General features: G+C 60.0%; 18 protein-coding genes. 5 read left to right on the top strand and 13 right to left on the bottom strand.

Annotated elements, in window-relative coordinates; all coding sequences use genetic code 11:
- Both ACQKP2_RS19435 and fadD2 read right to left on the bottom strand, forming a co-directional pair.
- The coding region (locus ACQKP2_RS19435) for an AMP-binding protein (protein WP_427578700.1) at positions 1-830 on the bottom strand (830 nt) is incomplete at its 3' end.
- Positions 831-1,181: 351 nt separating this feature from the next.
- Positions 1,182-2,870, bottom strand: a complete 1,689-nt coding sequence (gene fadD2 / locus ACQKP2_RS19430) for a long-chain-fatty-acid--CoA ligase FadD2 (RefSeq protein WP_427578698.1) — start codon at positions 2,868-2,870, stop codon at positions 1,182-1,184.
- 350 nt (positions 2,871-3,220) lie between these two features.
- Between fadD2 and ACQKP2_RS19425 the strand changes: the two genes are divergently transcribed.
- Positions 3,221-4,165 carry a lysophospholipase gene (locus ACQKP2_RS19425; RefSeq protein ID WP_427578696.1) on the top strand — a complete coding sequence of 315 codons (945 nt, stop codon included), beginning with the start codon at positions 3,221-3,223 and terminating at the stop codon, positions 4,163-4,165.
- 35 nt (positions 4,166-4,200) lie between these two features.
- Positions 4,201-4,671: a MaoC family dehydratase gene (locus ACQKP2_RS19420; protein WP_427578695.1), complete on the top strand. Its 471-nt coding sequence runs from the start codon at positions 4,201-4,203 to the stop codon at positions 4,669-4,671.
- 124 nt (positions 4,672-4,795) lie between these two features.
- Here the strand turns inward: ACQKP2_RS19420 and ACQKP2_RS19415 are convergent, their stop codons facing one another.
- The gene (locus ACQKP2_RS19415) at positions 4,796-5,263 is read right to left on the bottom strand and encodes a PA2169 family four-helix-bundle protein (protein ID WP_427578693.1); all 468 of its coding nucleotides are present in this window, start codon (positions 5,261-5,263) and stop codon (positions 4,796-4,798) included.
- 203 nt (positions 5,264-5,466) lie between these two features.
- Between ACQKP2_RS19415 and ACQKP2_RS19410 the strand changes: the two genes are divergently transcribed.
- Together ACQKP2_RS19410 and ACQKP2_RS19405 are read left to right on the top strand one after the other, a co-directional pair.
- Positions 5,467-5,703 (top strand): DUF3820 family protein, encoded by a 237-nt coding sequence (locus tag ACQKP2_RS19410; RefSeq protein WP_427578692.1) that lies wholly within the window; start codon positions 5,467-5,469, stop codon positions 5,701-5,703.
- A 27-nt stretch (positions 5,704-5,730) separates the two neighbouring features.
- On the top strand, positions 5,731-6,924 hold the full coding sequence (locus tag ACQKP2_RS19405; RefSeq protein ID WP_427578691.1) for an aminotransferase class V-fold PLP-dependent enzyme: 1,194 nt from the start codon (positions 5,731-5,733) through the stop codon (positions 6,922-6,924).
- A gap of 199 nt (positions 6,925-7,123) precedes the next feature.
- Here ACQKP2_RS19405 and ACQKP2_RS19400 read toward each other — a convergent pair whose 3' ends face one another.
- The 3 genes from ACQKP2_RS19400 to zwf are packed head-to-tail and all read right to left on the bottom strand — an operon-like array spanning position 7,124 to position 9,976.
- Positions 7,124-7,789 (bottom strand): bifunctional 4-hydroxy-2-oxoglutarate aldolase/2-dehydro-3-deoxy-phosphogluconate aldolase, encoded by a 666-nt coding sequence (locus tag ACQKP2_RS19400; protein ID WP_427578690.1) that lies wholly within the window; start codon positions 7,787-7,789, stop codon positions 7,124-7,126.
- A gap of 17 nt (positions 7,790-7,806) precedes the next feature.
- A complete protein-coding gene (pgl, locus tag ACQKP2_RS19395; RefSeq protein WP_427578688.1) occupies positions 7,807-8,520 on the bottom strand; it encodes a 6-phosphogluconolactonase in 714 nt (237 codons plus the stop codon).
- Positions 8,507-9,976, bottom strand: a complete 1,470-nt coding sequence (gene zwf, locus ACQKP2_RS19390; RefSeq protein ID WP_427578687.1) for a glucose-6-phosphate dehydrogenase — start codon at positions 9,974-9,976, stop codon at positions 8,507-8,509. The genes pgl and zwf overlap by 14 nt, the downstream gene beginning before the upstream one ends.
- A 228-nt stretch (positions 9,977-10,204) precedes the next feature.
- Between zwf and ACQKP2_RS19385 the strand changes: the two genes are divergently transcribed.
- Complete coding sequence (locus ACQKP2_RS19385) at positions 10,205-11,065, top strand: MurR/RpiR family transcriptional regulator (RefSeq protein ID WP_175379671.1); 861 nt, start codon at positions 10,205-10,207, stop codon at positions 11,063-11,065.
- A 147-nt stretch (positions 11,066-11,212) separates the two neighbouring features.
- On the opposite strand, the gene ACQKP2_RS19380 is transcribed toward ACQKP2_RS19385, so the two are convergent.
- The 7 genes from ACQKP2_RS19380 to ACQKP2_RS19350 form a co-directional block, all read right to left on the bottom strand.
- The gene (locus ACQKP2_RS19380; protein WP_427578686.1) at positions 11,213-12,067 is read right to left on the bottom strand and encodes a D-hexose-6-phosphate mutarotase; all 855 of its coding nucleotides are present in this window, start codon (positions 12,065-12,067) and stop codon (positions 11,213-11,215) included.
- Positions 12,068-12,181: 114 nt separating this feature from the next.
- Positions 12,182-13,528, bottom strand: a complete 1,347-nt coding sequence (locus ACQKP2_RS19375) for a carbohydrate porin (RefSeq protein ID WP_427578685.1) — start codon at positions 13,526-13,528, stop codon at positions 12,182-12,184.
- Between the two features lie 208 nt (positions 13,529-13,736).
- Complete coding sequence (locus ACQKP2_RS19370; protein ID WP_427578684.1) at positions 13,737-14,897, bottom strand: ABC transporter ATP-binding protein; 1,161 nt, start codon at positions 14,895-14,897, stop codon at positions 13,737-13,739.
- Positions 14,898-14,901: 4 nt separating this feature from the next.
- Positions 14,902-15,747, bottom strand: coding sequence for a carbohydrate ABC transporter permease (locus tag ACQKP2_RS19365; protein ID WP_427578683.1), 846 nt, complete (start codon positions 15,745-15,747; stop codon positions 14,902-14,904).
- Complete coding sequence (locus tag ACQKP2_RS19360; RefSeq protein WP_427578682.1) at positions 15,740-16,648, bottom strand: carbohydrate ABC transporter permease; 909 nt, start codon at positions 16,646-16,648, stop codon at positions 15,740-15,742. The genes ACQKP2_RS19365 and ACQKP2_RS19360 overlap by 8 nt, the downstream gene beginning before the upstream one ends.
- 155 nt (positions 16,649-16,803) lie before the next feature.
- Positions 16,804-18,102 carry an ABC transporter substrate-binding protein gene (locus ACQKP2_RS19355; RefSeq protein ID WP_427578681.1) on the bottom strand — a complete coding sequence of 433 codons (1,299 nt, stop codon included), beginning with the start codon at positions 18,100-18,102 and terminating at the stop codon, positions 16,804-16,806.
- A 118-nt stretch (positions 18,103-18,220) separates the two neighbouring features.
- Complete coding sequence (locus ACQKP2_RS19350; RefSeq protein ID WP_427578680.1) at positions 18,221-19,480, bottom strand: AGE family epimerase/isomerase; 1,260 nt, start codon at positions 19,478-19,480, stop codon at positions 18,221-18,223.
- Between the last annotated feature and the right edge of the window lie 109 nt (positions 19,481-19,589).

The following is a 19,589-nucleotide window of genomic DNA, read 5'->3' as shown; positions in this document are numbered from 1 at the left end:
CCGAACAGCATCATCGCCATGCAATGAAAGGTGAAGGCATAGATGTGGTAAAGCGGCAGCGGCGTGACCAGGATCTCGCAACCTTCATTGAGGTTGGAGCCCATCAGCGCCTTGCACTGCAACATGTTCGCCACCAGGTTGCGATGGGTCAGCATCGCGCCCTTGGCCACGCCTGTGGTGCCGCCGGTGTATTGCAGCACTGCGACATCGCTGCTGGCCGGGTTGGCTTCGGTCACTGGCTGGCCATGGCCCTTGCTCAGCACGTCATTGAACTTGACGGCTTTGGGCAGGTGATACGCCGGCACCATCTTCTTCACGTACTTGATCACGCTGTTGATCAGCAGACGCTTGAGCGGTGGCAGCAAGTCGGCCACTTCGGTGACGATCACATGCTTGACGCCGGTCTTGGGCACCACGGTTTCGGCCAGGTGCGCCATGTTGGCCAGGCAGACCAGGGCTTTGGCACCGGAGTCGTTGAACTGGTGTTCCATTTCCCGTGCGGTGTACAGCGGGTTGGTGTTGACCACGATCAACCCGGCGCGAATGGCACCGAACACGGCAACCGGGTACTGCAACACGTTGGGCAATTGCACGGCAATTCGATCGCCCGGCTGCAAATCGGTATGCTGTTGCAGGTATGCAGCAAAAGCCCCGGACAATTCGTACAGCTCACCGTAGGTGATTGTCTTGCCCAGGTTGCTGAATGCCGGTTTGTTGGCGAAGCGCTGGCAGGATTGTTTCAACACTGCCTGAATATTCGGGTACTCATCTGGATTGATGTCAGCAGCAATTCCAGCGGGGTACTTATCCTTCCAAAAGTCTTCGTTCATGGAAGCCCACTCCTCAGCAACGCGAATTCAGCACCGCATTTGATGCGATTATTATTGGTGTTTGATGATAGGTGACTGGCTTTTTCATAAGGCCGAGAAGTCACAAAGCGCGCCGAGAGTAGCAGCTTTGCCAAGGGTCGACTAGAGCCAAAATCGGCCTGATCAGTCACTTTTGTGACTCAAGAATGACAACTGGTCATTTTAGAGCAAATAACCTATATGTCGCTGAAAGCCACGTAATTCGGGGCTTCCACAAAAAAAATCGCGAGCAGGCTCGCTCCCACAGGATCAGGCAGAACCCTGTGGGAGCGAGCCTGCTCGCGATTCGCGCGAAGCGCGGTCATTCACCGATCAGGCGATATCGCGCAACTCCCGCCGTAGAATCTTGCCTACCGGCGTCATCGGCAACGACTCTCGCAGCACAATGTGCTTGGGCACTTTGTAGGCGGTGAAATTCTCTTTGCAATACGCCTTCAGTTCTTCGAGGCTGACCCCGGCTTCACGGGCGACCACGAACAGCTTCACCGCCTCGCCCGAACGCTCGTCCGGCACACCGATGACGGCGCAGTTGGCGACTTTCGGGTGGGCCATGACTACATCCTCGATCTCGTTGGGGTACACGTTGAAACCCGAGACGATGATCATGTCTTTCTTGCGGTCGACGATGCGCACGAACCCGTCGGGATCGATCACGGCAATATCACCGGACTTGAACCAGCCCTCGCCGTCCAGCACCTCGTTGGTCGCATCGGGTTTCTGCCAGTAGCCCTTCATGATCTGCGGGCCCTTGATGCACAGTTCGCCACGCTCGCCCAGCGGTTGCTCGACGCCTTGATCGTCGATGACTTTCAGCGCGGTGCCCGGCACCGGCAGGCCGACCGTGCCGATGCGCGACTGATCGCCGTAGGGGTTGGTGCAGGCCACCGGCGAAGTTTCGGTCAGGCCATAGCCCTCAGTGATGCGGCAACCGGTCAACTGCTCCCAACGTTCAGCCGTGGCCTTGACCAGCGCCGTACCGCCGGAGTTGGTGAGCTTGAGGCTGGAAAAGTCCAGGGTCTTGAAGTCCGGATGGTCCATCAGCGCGACAAACAAGGTGTTGAGCCCCAGCAACGCCGAGAACCGCCAGTTCTTCAGTTCCTTGATGAAAGCGCCGATGTCCCTCGGGTTGGTGATCAGTATGTTGTGGTTGCCGGTCACCATCATGCACATGCAATTGGCCGTGAATGCATAGATGTGGTACAGCGGCAGCGGCGCGATCATCACCTCCTGGCCTTCACGCAGCAGCGGTTGGCCGTCGCTGGCGAACTGACTGAGGCAGGCCCGAGCCTGCTGCATGTTGGCTACCAGGTTGCCATGGGTCAGCATCGCGCCCTTGGCCAGGCCGGTGGTGCCGCCGGTGTATTGCAGGACGGCGATGTCCTTGAGGCCGACTTTCAGCGGCTTGATGCTCCGGCCTCGCCCCTGGTGCAGCGCGCTTCTGAAGGAAATGGCCTGGGGCAAGGAATAGGCCGGGATCATTTTCTTGACCTTGCTCACCAGCGTGTTGACCAGCCAGCCCTTGGCCGCAGGCATCAGGTCGCCCATCTTCGCTTCGATCAGGTACTGGATGTCGGTGTCGGGCAGCACTTCCTGGACCTTCTGCCCGAACATGTTCAGGTACACCAATGCGCGGGCGCCGGAATCCTTGAACTGGTGACGCATCTCCCGCGCGGTGTACAGCGGGTTGGTATTGACCACGATCAGACCGGCACGCAGGGCGCCGAACACGGCAATCGGGTATTGCAGGACATTGGGCATCTGCACCGCGATGCGATCCCCCGGCACCAGGTCGGTGTGGGCTTGCAGATAGCCGGCGAACGCCGCGCTGTGACGTTCCAGTTCGGCATAGGTCAGGGTCACACCCATGTTGCTGAACGCCGGGCGGTCAGCAAACTTCTTGCAGGAACGCTCGAACACCTCAAGAACCGACTTGTACTCGGCGACATCAATGTCCAGGGGTACGCCGGCCGGGCGTTTGTCATTCCAGAAATCAGGTTGCATTGTTCTTGTCCTCTTTACCTGAGCCTATCCGGGGCCGCTTTTGTGTCATGTCCCTGTTTTCCCTCAAAAACAGAAAACGAAAAGCGGAGCTTCAGGGACACTAGCAGCTATGGCGAATCAGGCAAATATGCGCACAAGTGTCATTGACCGCGTGAATCTTGCTGCCGCGGCGCGGGCTGATCGACGACGGATGCGCTATACAATGCATCCACATAAAACCCGTACCCTGTAGGAGCGAGCACGCTCGCGATGTAATCCGAAGCGCCGCGGGCTTTCAGGTAGCCAGCGTTATCGTTGACGTCCATCGCGAGCGTGCTCGCTCCTACAGGGAAATCCGAACAGGAAGCGCCATGATCCATGACACGTTCTGGCTGACCACCAGCGACCACAGCCGTCTCTTCGTCAACCAGTGGCTGCCCGATGGCAATCTCAAGGCCATGATCCTGCTGGCTCACGGCATGGCAGAACACAGCGGCCGCTATGCGCACCTGGCCGAAAAACTCTGCGCCGAAGGCTACGGCGTTTGCGCGCCGGATCAGCGCGGCCATGGCAAAACTGCCGAGAGCGGGACACTCGGCCATTTCGCCGACAAGGACGGCTGGGCCAAAGTGGTGGGTGACCTGGCGTGTCTCAACCAGCACATCGGCCAGAAACACCATGGCGTGCCGATCCTGCTGCTGGGCCACAGCATGGGCAGCTACATCGCCCAGGGGTATCTGCTGCATCACAGCGCCAGCCTGCAAGGCGCCATTCTCAGCGGCTCGAATTTCCAGCCGGTGTCGCTTTATCGTGCGGCCCGCCAGATTGCCCGTCTCGAACGCCTGCGCCAGGGCCCCAAGGGGCGTAGTGCACTGATCGAATGGCTTTCATTCGGTTCCTTCAACAAGTCATTCAAACCAACGCGCACCTCATTCGACTGGCTCAGTCGTGATCCGGCGCAGGTGGACCTGTACGTCAACGACCCGCTCTGTGGCTACCGCTGCACCAATCAATTGTGGATCGATTTGCTTGGTGGGTTGCAGCAAATCAGCAAAGCGTCCAATCTCGCCCAGATCGACCCGGGCCTGCCGTTGCTGGTAATCGGCGGCGAATGTGATCCGGTGAGCGAGGGCAAGCGTCTGAAAGATCTGGCCAGCGCCTTGCGCGGGGCCGGCAGCCGGAACCTGCAATTGAAAATCTACCCGCAGGCCCGTCACGAACTGTTCAATGAAACCAATCGCGATGAAGTGACTGCCGATGTGCTGGCCTGGATAGCCCAGACACTGAACAACCCTCGACCCCATCGAGCCGAATAGTTTTTTCTTCAAATTCGTCACAGGAATTGAGACAGATGACCCAGGTTACCAATACCCCTTACGAAGCCCTCGAAGTCGGCCAGACCGCCAGTTTCAGCAAGACGGTCGAAGAGCGTGATATCCAGTTGTTCGCCGCGATGTCGGGCGACCACAACCCGGTGCACCTGGACGCCGAATACGCCGCCGGCACCATGTTCAAGGAACGCATTGCCCACGGCATGTTCAGCGGTGCGCTGATCAGCGCCGCGGTCGCCTGCGAGTTGCCTGGGCCGGGCACCATCTACATCGGTCAGCAAATGAGTTTTCAGAAGCCCGTGAAGATCGGCGACACCCTGACCGTGCGCCTGGAGATTCTGGAGAAACTGCCGAAGTTCCGTGTTCGCATCGCCACGCGCGTCTTCAACCAGCGCGATGAACTGGTGGTGGACGGCGAAGCGGAAATCCTGGCGCCGCGTAAACAGCAAAGCGTGACTTTGACGCAGTTGCCGGAAATCAGCATCGGCTGATTGGCCAGTCAAAAACCAATGTGGGAGCGAGCCTGCTCGCGATTGTGGTGGATCAGTCAACATCAATGTTGAATGTCAGCCTTTATCGCGAGCAGGCTCGCTCCCACAGTTCATTTAGCTTTATTTACGAACGTGCCCGTGCCTGGTTACGCAGGGCCTTTACCTGATCGTGATTGCGCTGCACGCCGTGGTACTGGCGTTCGACGATGTCACGAATGCCCAGCAGATTGTGCTTGTTGATTTTTTCCATGGCATCTCGATAGGCCTTCATCGCGTGATCCTCACCGCGCTCGGCTTCGTTGAGCACCGCCTCTTCGTCCTTGCCGGTGAACATCGATTTCACATCGACCCAGCGACGATGCAAGTCGCCACTGACGCTGGTTGAGGTTTCCGGATCCCCGCCCATCGAGCGCACTGCGGCCTGCAGTTCGGCCGCAGCAGTGGCGCAACCGGCAGCCCGTTGCACGAACAGGGTTTTGAGTTCAGGGTGTTTGATGTCTTCAGCGCACGTCTTGAACCCTTCCTGACCGTCCTTGCTGGTTTCAATCAGGTCATTGAGTACAGAGATCGCTTCTTTATTCATGTCGGTCATTTTTCAATTCCTTGCGGTGGATGAAAGATGCCAGGGTCGTTGCAGCGTGCATGCCAGCCAAAAACCACCGAATGACTCGTTGTTTTTCAAGGGGTTGTAATGGTTCGTGAAATCTGTGGCCGTTTCTTTTGCATGATCTGTCATTTGGCCTGCATGCAGAATGCCTGTATTTTCCCGACTGTTCGAAACAGGACGACTGAGCGATGAACCCTGAAAAACTTGAACTGCTGATCACCCGGCAAATGCCCTTCGGCAAATACAAGGGCCGAATCATTGCAGACTTGCCTGGCCCCTACCTGAACTGGTTTGCCCGGGAGGGTTTCCCCCACGGTGAATTGGGCGGCCTGCTGGCGCTGATGCATGAAATCGATCACAACGGTTTGTCGGAGTTACTCGAACCCCTGCGCGTCAAACACGGCAAACCCGCCCCTCGACACTGACGTGTCCTGCCCCTGATTGAGTAGCCCATGCCCGACAATACCCGCCGCGCCCGAGACGAAGCTTTCTGGCAGACCTTTGCCGATCGCTACGACCTGCAACCGGGCCCGATCAACCTGGAAAACGGATACTTCGGGCGCATGTCGCGCACGGTGGTCGAGGAGTACCAGCGCAACATCGAGCTGATCAATCGCGGCAATTCAGTGCATGTGCGCCAGCGTTTCGAACAGGGCGACAGCATGAGGATCCAGGCGCAGGTGGCCAGGTTGATGGATGTACCCACCGAAGCCATCGCCCTCACCCGCAACGCCTCGGATGGCTTGCAGTCGTTGATCCGCAACTACAACCGCCTGCAACCGGGCGACCAGGTGCTGATCTGCGATCTGGAATACGACACCGTCAAGGGTGCGATGCGCTGGCTGGCGCGCCATCGCGGCGTCGAAGTCATCGAGATCCAGCACCAGCACCCTGCCAGTTACGAAAGCCTGCTGGCCACCTATCGCGAAACGTTCGCCCGCTATCCGCGACTCAAGTTGATGGCCCTGACCCACGTCACCCATCGCACCGGCCTGGTCATGCCGGTACAGGCAATCGCAGCCGCCGCCAGCGAACACGGCATCGATGTCATCCTCGACGGTGCCCATGCGCTGGGCCAGCTGGAGTTCAACCTCGATGAGCTGGGTATCGCTTTCGCTGCCTACAACCTGCACAAGTGGATCGGCGCACCGCTGACCCTGGGCTTTCTCTACATTGCCCCGGATCGCCTGGCGGACATCGACCCGGACATGGGCGAAATGCATTTCCCGTTCGACGACATACGTGCCCGCACCCCCTACAGCACGCCCAACATCCCGGCATTGCTGACCCTGCCACTGGTGCTCGAAGAGCACTGGGCCATGGGTGGCGCGGCAGCCAAGGGCTCGCGTCTCAATTACTTGCGTAACCTGTGGGTGCGCAGCGCCCGGGAATTGCCCGGCGTCGAGGTGCTGACCCCGGATGACCCGCGACTGTATTGCGGCATCACGTCGCTGCGCTTTACTGCGCAGGCCGATCAGCAGGCGATGGTTGAACGGCTGCTCAAGGACTACAACCTGTTCACCGTGGTACGCACCGGCGCGGCGTGCGGCCCGTGCATCCGAATTACGCCGGGACTGACCACCACTGCCGAACACATGCAGCAGTTAATCACGGCGCTCACACATCTAACTGAATTCACTACCTGACCCTGTAGGAGCGAGCATGCTCGCGATGGTCGTCAACGATAACGCGGGAAACCTGATGCCCCGCGGTGTTCTCAGGTTCTTTCGCGAGCATGCTCGCTCCTACAGGAACAGCGAGGTTTCTACGGGCAAAAAAAAACGGTGCACCGACCAAGCGCACCGTAAAGCCGTAGAACACACAACGAAGTGTCGGGTGAAGCAATCAGTCCAGCAGCGCCAACGCCTCGGCGGTGCATTCCTGAATGCGGGCCCAGTCGCCGTTCTTGACCCACTCCGGATCAAGCATCCAGCTACCGCCCACGCACATGACGTTTTTCAATGCCATGTAGCTCTTGATATTGGCCGGACCCACGCCACCGGTCGGGCAGAATTTCACTTCGCCGAACGGTCCGCCCAGGGCCTTGATGGCGGCGACGCCACCACTGACTTCCGCCGGAAACAGCTTGAAGCGGCGATAGCCCAGGCCATAGCCCTCCATGATGCCCGAGGCGTTGCTGATGCCCGGCAACAGCGGAATCGGGCTGGCGACACTGGCTTCCAGCAGGTCGCGGGTGATGCCCGGCGTGACGATGAACTGCGAACCCGCCGCTTCCGCGGCAGCCAGCATGTGGCGATCGAGCACGGTACCGGCACCGGTCACCAGCTCCGGACGCTGTTCGCGCAGGATCTGGATGGCCTTGAGACCGAATTGCGAACGCAGGGTCACTTCCAGGGCAGTCAGGCCACCCGCTGCGAGGGCATCGGCCAGTGGCAGGACATCCTGTTCGCGGGCGATGGTGATCACCGGCAGGATCCGCGCCTTGGCGCAGAGGCTGTCGATCAGGGCAACTTTGTCCGCCATGGAAACGGTCGGGGATTGTTTTGTCATAGCGGCTGTTCCTTGGCTCATGGGCACCAGTAAATCTCTAACGTGGGTTGCAAAAACGCGCGAATCGGCAATGCGGTAACGTCGTCACCGGCCAGTGCGGTATCGAGGGTGGTCAGCTTGGACTGACCGGAAATCGACAGAACTTTATGTCTGGCCGAAGCCAGCAGCGCACGACTCATGGTCAGGCGCTGATGTGGCACGGTCGGTGCCAGCATCGGGTAGCAACGACGGCTGCCGTCGGCCTGCAGGGCCTGGGCAAGATTCGGGCTGCCGGGGAACAGCGACGCCGTGTGGCCATCGTCGCCCATGCCCAGCACCAGCACGTCGATCGCCGGTAATTCGGCGAGCAGGCGGTCGGCCTGGTCGGCCGCTTGCTCAAGATTCGCTGTCGCGCTGTACAGGCTCAGGAACTGCGCCTTGGCTGCCGGCCCTTGCAGCAGATAACGCTTGAGCAGACCGGCATTGCTGTCGGCGTGTTCCACCGGCACCCAGCGCTCGTCCGCGAGGCTGATCACCACGTTCGACCAGTCCAGAGCCTGCTTGGCCAGGTGCTGGAAAAACGCCACCGGACTGCGCCCGCCAGAAACCACCAGAGTGGCGGTCCCCTGGGCGTCGATGGCCTCACTCAGTTGCCTGGCCACGTTCAATGCCAGCTTTTCAGCCAGCAGAGCCGGGCTCTTGAACGCATGGGCAGTGACGCCACGAGGCAGTTTCAAATCAGATATCGCCATACCACGACCTCCCGTCCCGCGTGATCAGAGCAATGGAGCTCATCGGTCCCCAGGACCCGGCCGCATAGGGCTTGGGCGCATCGCCGGACTTTTTCCATCCAGCGATCAACTGGTCACACCACTTCCACGCGGCTTCGATTTCATCTTTGCGAACAAACAGGTTCTGATTGCCGCGCATCACTTCCAGCAACAACCGCTCGTAGGCATCGGGAATCCGTGCGCTGCGCCAGGTGTCGGAAAAATTCAGCTGCAACGGACCACTGCGCAGCTGCATGCCCTTGTCCAGGCCTTGGTCCTTGGTCATCACACGCAAGGAAATGCCTTCGTCCGGCTGCAGGCGGATAATCAGTTTGTTGCTGATTTGCAGGCGCTGCTCGGGAGCGAAGATGTAGTGCGACGGTTCCTTGAAGTGGATGACGATCTGCGACAGCTTCTGCGGCATGCGCTTGCCGGTACGCAGGTAGAACGGCACGCCCGCCCAGCGCCAGTTACGGATGTCCGCACGCAGGGCGACAAAGGTTTCGGTGTCGCTCTGGGTATTGGAGTTGGGTTCTTCCAGGTAACCCGGCACCGCTTTGCCTTCGCTGTGCCCGGCGATGTACTGGCCACGCACCACTTGAGTGGTCAGGCCTTCCGGGCTGATCGGCGCCAGCGCCTTGAGGACCTTGACCTTCTCATCGCGAATGCTGTCGGCGGAGAGGTCGGCCGGCGGGTCCATGGCGATCAGGCAAAGCAGCTGCAACAGGTGATTCTGGATCATGTCGCGCAGTTGACCGGCCTTGTCGAAGTAACCCCAGCGGCCTTCGATGCCGACCTTCTCGGCCACGGTGATTTCCACGTGGGAGATGTAGTGCTGGTTCCACTGGGTTTCGAACAGGCTGTTGGCAAAACGAAGGGCGATCAGGTTCTGGACGGTTTCCTTGCCCAGATAGTGGTCGATGCGATAGGTGCGGTTTTCCGGGAAGAACTGCGCCACGGCATCGTTGACCTTGCGCGAAGACTCCAGGTCCGAACCGATGGGCTTCTCCAGCACGACACGGGTGTTTTGCGCCAGCCCGACCTTGGCCAGGTTTTCGCAGATGGCGCCGTACACCGCTGCCGGCGTGGCGAAATAAGCGATCACACGTTGCGCGCTACCGGCCCTTTCCGCCAGGGCCAGATAGTCTTCGGGCTGGAGGAAATCGACATGCAGGTAGCTCAAACGCGCGAGAAAACGTTCGACGACGGCTTCGTCCAGCTCTTTGGCCCCGACGTAGCGGCGCAGCTCGGCGGCGATAAACGCCAGATGCTGTTGTTCGCTGCCCGGCTCACGGGCCAGCGCGATGATTCGCGTGTCCTCATGCAGAAGACCTGCGCCATCGAGCTGATAAAGGGCTGGAAACAGCTTGCGCAGCGCCAGATCGCCAAGGGCGCCAAACAAGGCAAAGGTGCACGGTTCAACCGTAATCGAAAGCATGATGTTTGTTCTTTTATCAAGTTAGGTAACAAATACCTTTTTTCAAGGCATCACTCAAGGAAAAATGTAGTAATAAACACAACATTTTCTCAAAATACAGATTCCGAGTGGTGGTCGGTCGGAGCCATCAGTAGGATAGGCCACCGTTACGGGCCTCACCAAAGGCCCCTTTTTGCATAGCCTTGCGCTTATCGGCGCAGGTGAATCAAGGAAATCCCTATGGACCGCGTGCGAAATTTACTGGAGCAGATCCAGAATCGCCTTGAAGAGCTGAACAAGGCGGAACGCAAAGTCGCCGAGGTGATCCTGCTCAATCCACAGCAGGCCACCCGGTTCAGCATCGCCGCCCTCGCCCAGGCCGCGTCGGTCAGCGAGCCGACGGTCAACCGTTTTTGCCGCTCGTTCGGCGTCAGCGGCTATCCCGAACTCAAGCTGCAACTGGCTCAGAGCCTGGCCAGCGGCGCGGCGTACGTCAGCCGCGCGGTCGAGGCCGACGACAACCCGCAAGCCTATACCCAGAAGATCTTCGGCAGTGCCATTGCCTCGCTGGACAGCGCTTGCCAGGCACTGGACCCGAACCTGATCAGCCGCGCCGTCGACCTGTTGATCCAGGCCCGGCAGATCCACTTCTTCGGCCTCGGTGCTTCCGCTCCGGTGGCGCTGGATGCGCAGCACAAGTTCTTCCGCTTCAACCTGGCCGTGACCGCCCATGCCGACGTATTGATGCAACGCATGATTGCGTCGGTGGCGCACACCGGCGAGCTGTTCGTGATCATTTCCTACACCGGCCGCACCCGTGAACTGGTGGAAGTGGCGCGCATCGCCAGGGAGAACGGCGCATCGGTGCTCGGCCTGACCGCAGAAAACTCGCCGCTGGCCAAGGCCAGCACCTTGAGCCTGAACATTCCGCTGCCGGAAGACACCGACATCTATATGCCGATGACGTCGCGAATCATCCAGCTGACCGTGCTGGACGTGCTCGCCACCGGCATGACCTTGCGCCGGGGCGTGGATTTCCAGCCGCATCTGCGCAAGATCAAAGAGAGCTTGAATGCCAGCCGGTATCCGGTGGGTGATGAGTTCAACTGAGTTCCGAGACTCTGTATTGAATGTTCCGGCCCCATCGCTGGCAAGCCAGCTCCCACAATGTCCGTGTTGTACACAAAATTTGTGACCGCCATTGAAACCTGTGGGAGCTGGCTTGCCAGCGATGAGGCCAGTTGTCACAACACAGGCCTAGGCCGACGCCCGCGCCTGCAAACTCAAATGCGCCCGCTCCCCCGGCGCCAGGCACAGACTGTCGGTGCCGCCACTCGCCGCTTCCACGCAGACGAACTCCGATATCTCGTTCCAGCTCACACCGAGCAATGGCCGCGACCCCGGGTGCCAGACCACCGTGTCGGCCGTGTCACCGGTATCGATGCACAACGCCCGCTGCCAGGCGTGATCGTTGAGCTGCAGTTCCCCGTCATGCTGGAACACCCGCTGGCAGCCACCATCGACACGCAACTCGCCTTCCTGCTGGCAAACCTGGCGGTTCAAATGGTCGTAGCCTTGCACGCCTTCCAGTCCAGACAGCGCTACCTCACCGACATCACCAATACGCCAGTAGGCATGCAAAGCCTGACTCAATTGGCAAGGCAGGTCGTCGTGATGCTCGGTACTCAGGCGCAAATCCATGCGTTCACCCAGGTGAGCGTGCAGGTCCACTTGCCAGTCACATAGCTCAAGCTGCCAGTGCAGACGCACGCCATCGTCATCACTGCTGCTGTCGATCAGTTTCCAATCGAGCAACCGCGCCCAGCCATGGGACGGCCAGGCGTTTTCGCTCGGATGACGCCCGTACCACGGCCAGCACACCGGCACCCCTCCGCGAATGGCCCCCACTTGCGGCCATTTCGCCGCGCACCACAACCAGGGCTTCTGCCCCTTGGGTTGAAAGTGCAGCAACTGCGCGCCCTGGCGACTGAACACCGCCTGACAGAGCGGATGGTCGATCACCAACACGTCGCGCTTCTGATAGCGCTCCCACGCAAACACCGGACGTTCGCGCAAGGATTTGAAGAAGCGTTGTAGCGGATGCTCAAGCATGTGCCACGGTCCTGAAAATCATCTGACACCGGGGTGCGCCGCCCCCAAAAAAAAGCGGACAGCCTTGGCTGCCCGCAAATATGCGCACATGAGGAGGAGCTTATCGCAGTCGCGTCAGAACACCGACTGAATTTTCAGGCCGGCCACCAGCGCGTTGTCCACTTCATCCACACCGCCCGGGTGAGTGATGTATTGCAGGTTCGGGCGCACGGTCAGCCAGTTGGTGACGTGGAAGCCGTAGTTGAGCTCGTAGTTGTACTCGGTCTCGCGCAACGGCGAGAACAACGGGTCTTCGTATTCGGTGACACCATTGGCGGCGTTGGTCAGCTCGGCGTTTTTCTTCACGTCATCGTTGACATGGATACGCGCGAAACCGATCCCGACGTCATCCTTGGGACGTGCATCGAACGGCCCCTTGTACACCAGCATCAACGACTGGTAGTTGTCGATGAAGTTGGTGTCCTTGTCGTGGAAAGTCGCGTTGGCCGCAATGTTCAGGCCGCGCGAAGCATCGCCATTGTGGCTGGTGAGTTGCTGCTGCGCGACGAACCAGTAGCCGTGCTTGCTGTCGTGGACGCGATAAGGATTGCCTGTGGTCGCGGCATTCTGACCGTTGTCGTCCTCGAGAACGTCGTCGGCAGGCGAGGTGCTTTTGTAGTAACCGACACGGTATTCACCCGGCAGGTTGTTGACCTTCGGCGACCACACCAGCTCGACCGGCAGGACGGTGCCATTGGTGCCACTGCCGCTGAGCTTGAAGCCGTTACCGTGCTCCAATTGCGAGGTGTTCTGGTTGTACGCACCGATCTGCGCGTAGAGCTCGTCATTGATGTTGTACTTCACGCGGATAGCCGCCTGGCTGACCGGCCAGTTGTACCAGATGTTGGTGGCCCAGTTACCCACCTGGGACCCACAGAACGCCAGGTTCTGGAAATCGCACGGGAAGGTGTTGAAGTCTTCGCCTTCACCGAAGTAACCGGCCTTGACGTCCAGTTTGTTGTCGAAGAACTGATGCTGAATCCACAGTTGCGTCAGACGGACCATATGACCGCGACCGAAGACTTCCTGAGAGGAGCTCAAGGTGCCGGCACGCGGGTCGCCGATACGGTCGTTGGAGATGTTCTCACCGTTACGGTTGGTGAGCTGGATCTTGGCCTGGGTGTTGTCCCAGCCGAGCAGTTTTTGCAGGTCCAGCGCCGCGCCCAGGCCGAACTGGTCGCTGTAACGCGCGGTCTTGTCGTCGTTGAAGCCGCCATGCAGGTTGCCGCCCACTTCACCGACATAGTCCATCTTGATGTCGATGCCCTGCTCGATCAGTTTGGTACGCTCGCCGCCCCAGTCGCCCGTCATCCATTTGGAGTCGGAGCTGAACGCTTCATCGGCCATCGCATTGCCGGCCAGAACCAGTGCTGCCGCCGCTGACACCTGGCAGATCAACCGGGCCTTGTTCTTCATCTTCATCCCTACATCCTCGTTTTATTGTTATTAACTTTTCTTCTTTAACGCGGTTACATCGGTTGCGACACGCGACAGGCCGCGCATCGCGAATTCCCCCGGACCTGTAGGAGCGAGCACGCTCGCGATGGACGTCAACGATGACGCTGGAAGCCTGACACCCCGCGGTGTTCTCAAGTCCATCGCGAGCGTGCTCGCTCCTACAGGTTGTTCTTCAGCGGCCTTTGAATTGGGTGACGTTGGCGGCTCGGGTTTCGGTTTGCGACAGGCCGGCAGCCCCCAGGCGTTCGCCGCTCTTGGCATCGAACAGCAGCACCTTGGCCGGATCGAATTGCAGGTTCAGCGTCTCGCCTACCGTCGGTGCGACATCGGGCGCCATGCGGCAGCACACCTTGGTGTCGTTGAGGTTGACGAAGACCAGGGTGTCGGGGCCGGTCGGTTCGGTGACCTGGACTTCGGCGCGAATGGTCGGCAAACCGTTGGCCTCGCCGTTGGCCAGCACGATCTGCTCCGGGCGAATGCCGAGTATCACTTCGCGGTCTTCCAGGCCCGCGTCCTGCATACCCAGTGGCAACTCGCAACGGGCCTGGCCGCTATCGAGCAAGGCCAGCAGACGACCGTCCTTGCGCTGCAATCGCAACGGGATGAAGTTCATCGGCGGCGAGCCGATGAAGCTCGCCACGAACAGGTTGGCCGGATCGTTGTAGATCTGCTTCGGCGTGCCGAACTGTTGAATGATCCCGTCCTTCATCACCGCCACTTTGTCACCCAGGGTCATGGCTTCGATCTGGTCGTGGGTCACGTAGACCGTGGTGGTTTTCAGACGCTGGTGCATCAGTTTCATTTCGGTGCGCATCTCGACCCGCAGCTTGGCGTCGAGGTTGGACAGCGGTTCGTCGAACAGGTAGATCTTCGGCCGCCGCGCCAGCGCCCGACCCATCGCCACACGCTGTTGCTGGCCACCGGAAAGTTGGCCGGGCTTGCGGCCGAGCAGGTGTTCGATCTGCAGCAACTTGGCCACGCGAGCGACTTCCTCGTCGATTTCGGCGGTCGGCATTTTGCGGATCTTCAGGCCGAAGGCGATGTTGTCGCGCACGCTCATGGTCGGGTACAGCGCGTAGGACTGGAACACCATGGCGATGTCGCGATCCTTGGGGCTCATGCCGCTGATGTCGGCACCATCAACCAGGATCGCTCCGCCGCTGATGCTTTCAAGGCCGGCAATGCAGTTCATCAAGGTGGACTTGCCGCAACCGGACGGCCCCACAAGGATCAAAAATTCCCCGTCATCGATCTTCAGCTCGATGTTTTTCAGGGTGTCCGGCAAACCGGCGCCATAGGTCTTGTTGACGTTGCGTAATTCGAGAGTTGCCATGTTTCTACCCCTTGACCGCGCCGGACGTCAGCCCACGCAGGAAATACTTGCCAGCGAATATGTAGACCAGCAGTGTCGGCAGCCCGGCGATCATCGCGGCGGCCATATCAACGTTGTATTCCTTGACCCCGGTGCTGGTGTTGACCAGGTTGTTCAGGGCCACGGTGACGGGCTGGGCATCGCCACTGGCGAAGACCACGCCGAACAGGAAGTCATTCCAGATCTGGGTGAACTGCCAGATCAGGCAGACCATCACGATCGGGATCGACATCGGCAGCAGGATCTTCCAGAAGATCGTGAAGAAGCCCGCGCCATCCAGGCGCGCCGCCTTGACCAGCGCATCCGGCACACTCACGTAGTAGTTGCGGAAGAACAGCGTGGTGAACGCCAGGCCATAGACCACATGCACCAGCACCAGCCCGGAGGTGGTGTTGGCCAGGCCGAACTTGCCGAGGGTGAACGAGGCCGGCAACAGCACGGTCTGGAACGGCAGGAAGCAGCCGAACAGCAGCAGGCCGAAGAACAGTTGCGAACCCTTGAAGCGCCACATCGACAGCACGTAGCCGTTCATCGCACCGATAAACGTGGAGATCAGCACCGCCGGCACGGTGATTTTCACCGAGTTCCAGAAGTAGCCGCCGACCACGTCCCAGGCCTTGATCCAGCCGATGCCGTCGACCACCGCCGGCCAGCTCAGCAGGTTGCCGGTGCGGATATCTTCCGGCGTTTTGAAGCTGGTCAGCAGCATCACCACCAGCGGGATCAGGTACACCGCCGCGGCCAGCAACAGCGTTGCGTAGATGGCCACGCGGCTGAAACTCAGCCTCGGCTTACCGAATTGATTAGTCATGGCGCTTGCCTCGCAATTCGGAGTACAGGTACGGCACGAGGATGGTCAGTACGGCGCCGAGCATCAGCATGGCGCTGGCCGAACCGATGCCCATCTGGCCACGGCTGAAGGTGAAGGAGTACATGAACATCGCCGGCAGGTCGGACGAGTAGCCGGGACCGCCGGCCGTCATCGCCGCCACCAGGTCGAAGCTCTTGATCGCGATGTGCGCCAGGATCATGAAGGCGCTGAAGAACACCGGACGCAGGCTCGGCAGCACGATCTTCAGGTAGATGGTCGGCAGGCTCGCCCCGTCGACCTGCGCGGCACGGATGATCGATTGATCGACACCACGCAGGCCGGCCAGGAACATCGCCATCACAAACCCGGAGGCTTGCCACACGGCCGCGATCACCAGGCAATACACCACGCGATCCTGATCCACCAGCCAGTCCAGGCGAAAGCCTTCCCAACCCCAGTCACGCAGCATCTTGTCCAGACCCAGGCCTGGGTTGAGCAACCATTTCCACGCCGTACCGGTGACGATCATCGACAGCGCCATCGGGTACAGGTAAACGGTGCGGATGAAGCCTTCCTTGCGAATGCGCTGGTCCAGCAACACGGCGAACAACACGCCGAGCACCAGGCTGATGGCGATGAACAGGCCGCCGAATACCGCCAGGTTCTTGCTCGCGACCCACCAGCGGTCGTTGTCCAGCAGGCGCATGTATTGCTGCAGGCCGACCCACTTGTAGCTCGGCATGAAGCTGGAATTGGTGAAGGACAGAATGAACGTCCAAATGATGTAACCGTAGAAGCCCACCAGCACGATCAGCATGCTCGGCGCGAGTACCAGCTTGGGTAACCAGCGTTGCAGTGCATCGAAGGGCGAGGCTTTGCTGAAAATCGCGACAGAGCTCATCGGGATAGTCCAGGTGAAGAGGTAAGGTCAGAGGGCCACCCTTGTGGGAGCGAGCCTGCTCGCGATAGCGGTGCATCAGTCGACATTGATGTTGAATGTCAGTCAGCCATCGCGAGCAGGCTCGCTCCCACAGATGGGGCCCTCAATGCGAGGAGTTACTGCGCCGCCTTGACCGCCGACGCCAGTTGGGCGCTGGCCTTGGCCGGGTCGGCATCCTTGTCGTTCATGAAGTTGGTGACCACATCGAAGATCGCGCCTTGCACGGCCAGGGACGTGGCCATGTTGTGCGCCATGCTCGGTTGCAGGCCGCCGGTCTTGTCGTCCGCGATGAAGTCGGTGGCCGACTTCTGCGCGCACTCATCGAAACCGAGCTTGCCCATCTCACTGAGCATGTCGTTGCGCACCGGGATCGACCCCTTGTTCATGCTGAAGACTTTCTGGAAGTCGGTGCCCAATGCGACTTTGGCCAGGTCTTGCTGGGCCGCGATGTCACCCTTGCGGTCGGCTTTCAACTTGAACACCGCCAAAGAGTCGATGTTGTAGGTGAAGGCTTTTTCGGTGCCCGGGAACGCCACGCACTGATAGTCCTTGCCGGCGACTTTCCTGGCCGCGGTCCACTCGCTCTTGGCCCAGTCACCCATCATCTGCATGCCGGCCTTGCCGTTGATGACATCGGCCGCCGCGATGTTCCAGTCACGACCGGCGCGGTTGGGGTCCATGTAGGTGGTGATCTTTTTCAGCTCGGTGAAAGCCTTGGTCATCTCCGGGCCGGAGAGGGTTTTCTGGTCCAGGTCCACCAGGGCTTTCTTGTAACCATCGGCGCCCATGACCGACAACACCACGTCTTCGAACACGGTACTGTCCTGCCACGGCTGACCACCGTGGGCAAGGGCGATGAAGCCTGCAGCCTTCAACTTGTCGCCGGCGGCATAGAATTCTTCGAGGGTAGTCGGCGCCTTGTCGATGCCGGCCTTCTTGAACACTTCCGGGTTGATCCACAGCCAGTTGACGCGGTGGATGTTCACCGGCACGGCCACGTAATCGCCTTCGTATTTGACGGTGTCGGAGACTTTCTTCGACAGCAGACCATCCCAGTTTTCCGACTTGGCCACTTCAGTCAGCGCGTCGGTGCTCAGCAGGCCGGTGCTGCCCCACTCCTGGATGTCCGGCCCCTTGATCTGGGCAACACCCGGCGGGTTGCCGGCCACCGCGCGACTCTTGAGCACGGTCATGGCCGTGGAACCGCCACCACCGGCAACTGCGCCGTCCTTCCAGGTGAAGCCGTCTTTTTCGACTTGAGCCTTGAGCACATCGACCGCGGCCTTTTCACCACCGGACGTCCACCAATGCACGACTTCCACGGAACCTTTGGATTCGGCGGCCAGGACGCTCAGGGGGAGTGCAGACAGGGAGACGAGAGAAATGACAGTAGCGAGGCGAGAAATCGCATTCATCTAGAAGTACCTTTCTTGTTGTTATGCATTGCAAGTCTGGTGCTTGCGCTGCATAGGAGTTTAAACAGGGCACGTCCCTTCTCAGGTAACGAAGGGACGTGCGAATGTCACCACATGGTTACACAGGAGCGCTCTGGGACAACGCTGCCAGCGCACTGGCCATGCTCGGCGCCAGGGGCAGGCGCGGAATCAGCAGCGCTTGCCAGGCGTGATAGAGGTCGGGTTTACCGGACCAGATGTCAGCACTCGGACGATTCACCGGGTCGAGTTCGTGGTGCCAGCTGCCATCGCATCGGTCGATGAAATGACTGTCACAGAATTCCCAGAATAGTCGGTACCAGGCCTCGTATTGCGCATCGCCAGTGCGCTTGAGCAAGGCACTGGCGGCGGCACTGGCTTCGCAATGGGTCCAGTGCAGACGATGGCGGACCACCGCGCGGTTGTCCCAGTCGAGCGTGTAGACAAGGCCCGGTGCACCATCGACCTGCCAGCCATGCAGGCAGTTTTGCCTGAAGAGTTTTTGCGCATCGGTGACCAGCCAGCCCGGCGTAAGCATCCCGGCCCGCCCCCGTGATGCTTCCAGGTGCAACAGCAATCGCGCCCACTCGAAGCCATGACCCGGTGTGGTGCCGTAAGGCCGAAAACCGTCGGCGGGATGGTCGCTGTTGTATTCGCGCAGCGGCTGCCAGTTGCGGTCGAAATGTTCGATCACGAGGTAATCATTGGCCGCCGCATGGCCATGAATCACCCGCTCGACGATGCGTTGCGCGCGGCACAACCAGCGGTTATCACCGGTGACATCGGCCAGGGCGAGGAAGGCTTCGGTGGCGTGCATGTTGCTGTTGGCGCCGCGATAGGCTTCTTCGCAACTGAAGTCGCGGTCGAAGGATTCACGCATGGCGCCCTCCTCCTCGCTCCAGAAATACCTGTCGATGATATCGATGGCATCGTCGAGCAGGGCCTGCGCGCCGGGACGTTTTGCCACCACGGCCGAGCTGGCGGCCAGTGCCACGAAGGCATGCAGGTAAGCGTTCTTGCCGGTGTTGCCGTCGCGATGCCCGGCGACCGCGAACCAGCCGCCGTGCAGCGCATCGCGCAACGGCCCGCGCAAGGCCTCGACACCGTGATCCACCAGCCCGGCAAATCCCGGCAGCCCCTGAATATGGGCCATGGCAAAGCTGTGGGTCATGCGCGCGGTGTTCATGGTTTCGGCTTGCGCATCGACAGGCAACTGACCGCGCTCATCAAGGTTGCCGAAACCTTCGGGCAGTTTCGACGCCCTGGCGAATGCCAGCAGGCGCAAGCCCTCGGCGGCGAGCCATTGCTGGTGGGCAGGAGCGTTCAGCCAACTGCTGAAGGCGGGTTGGAAGTGATCCATGGGGGGCCTTTTTTGTTGTTATGACTGAAGGGCAGTCTAAACAACGGGCCTGGGCGGGCTTGTAACGAAGGGGGCGAGTTATGTCACCAGGCTGTGACATTTGCGTTGA

It is taken from the genome of Pseudomonas sp. NPDC089569 (assembly GCF_050280625.1).
In the GTDB taxonomy this organism is placed as follows: Bacteria; Pseudomonadota; Gammaproteobacteria; order Pseudomonadales; family Pseudomonadaceae; genus Aquipseudomonas.
The sequence above is the reverse complement of the archived record's forward strand: the minus strand, read 5'-3'. Positions and strand labels throughout refer to the sequence as shown.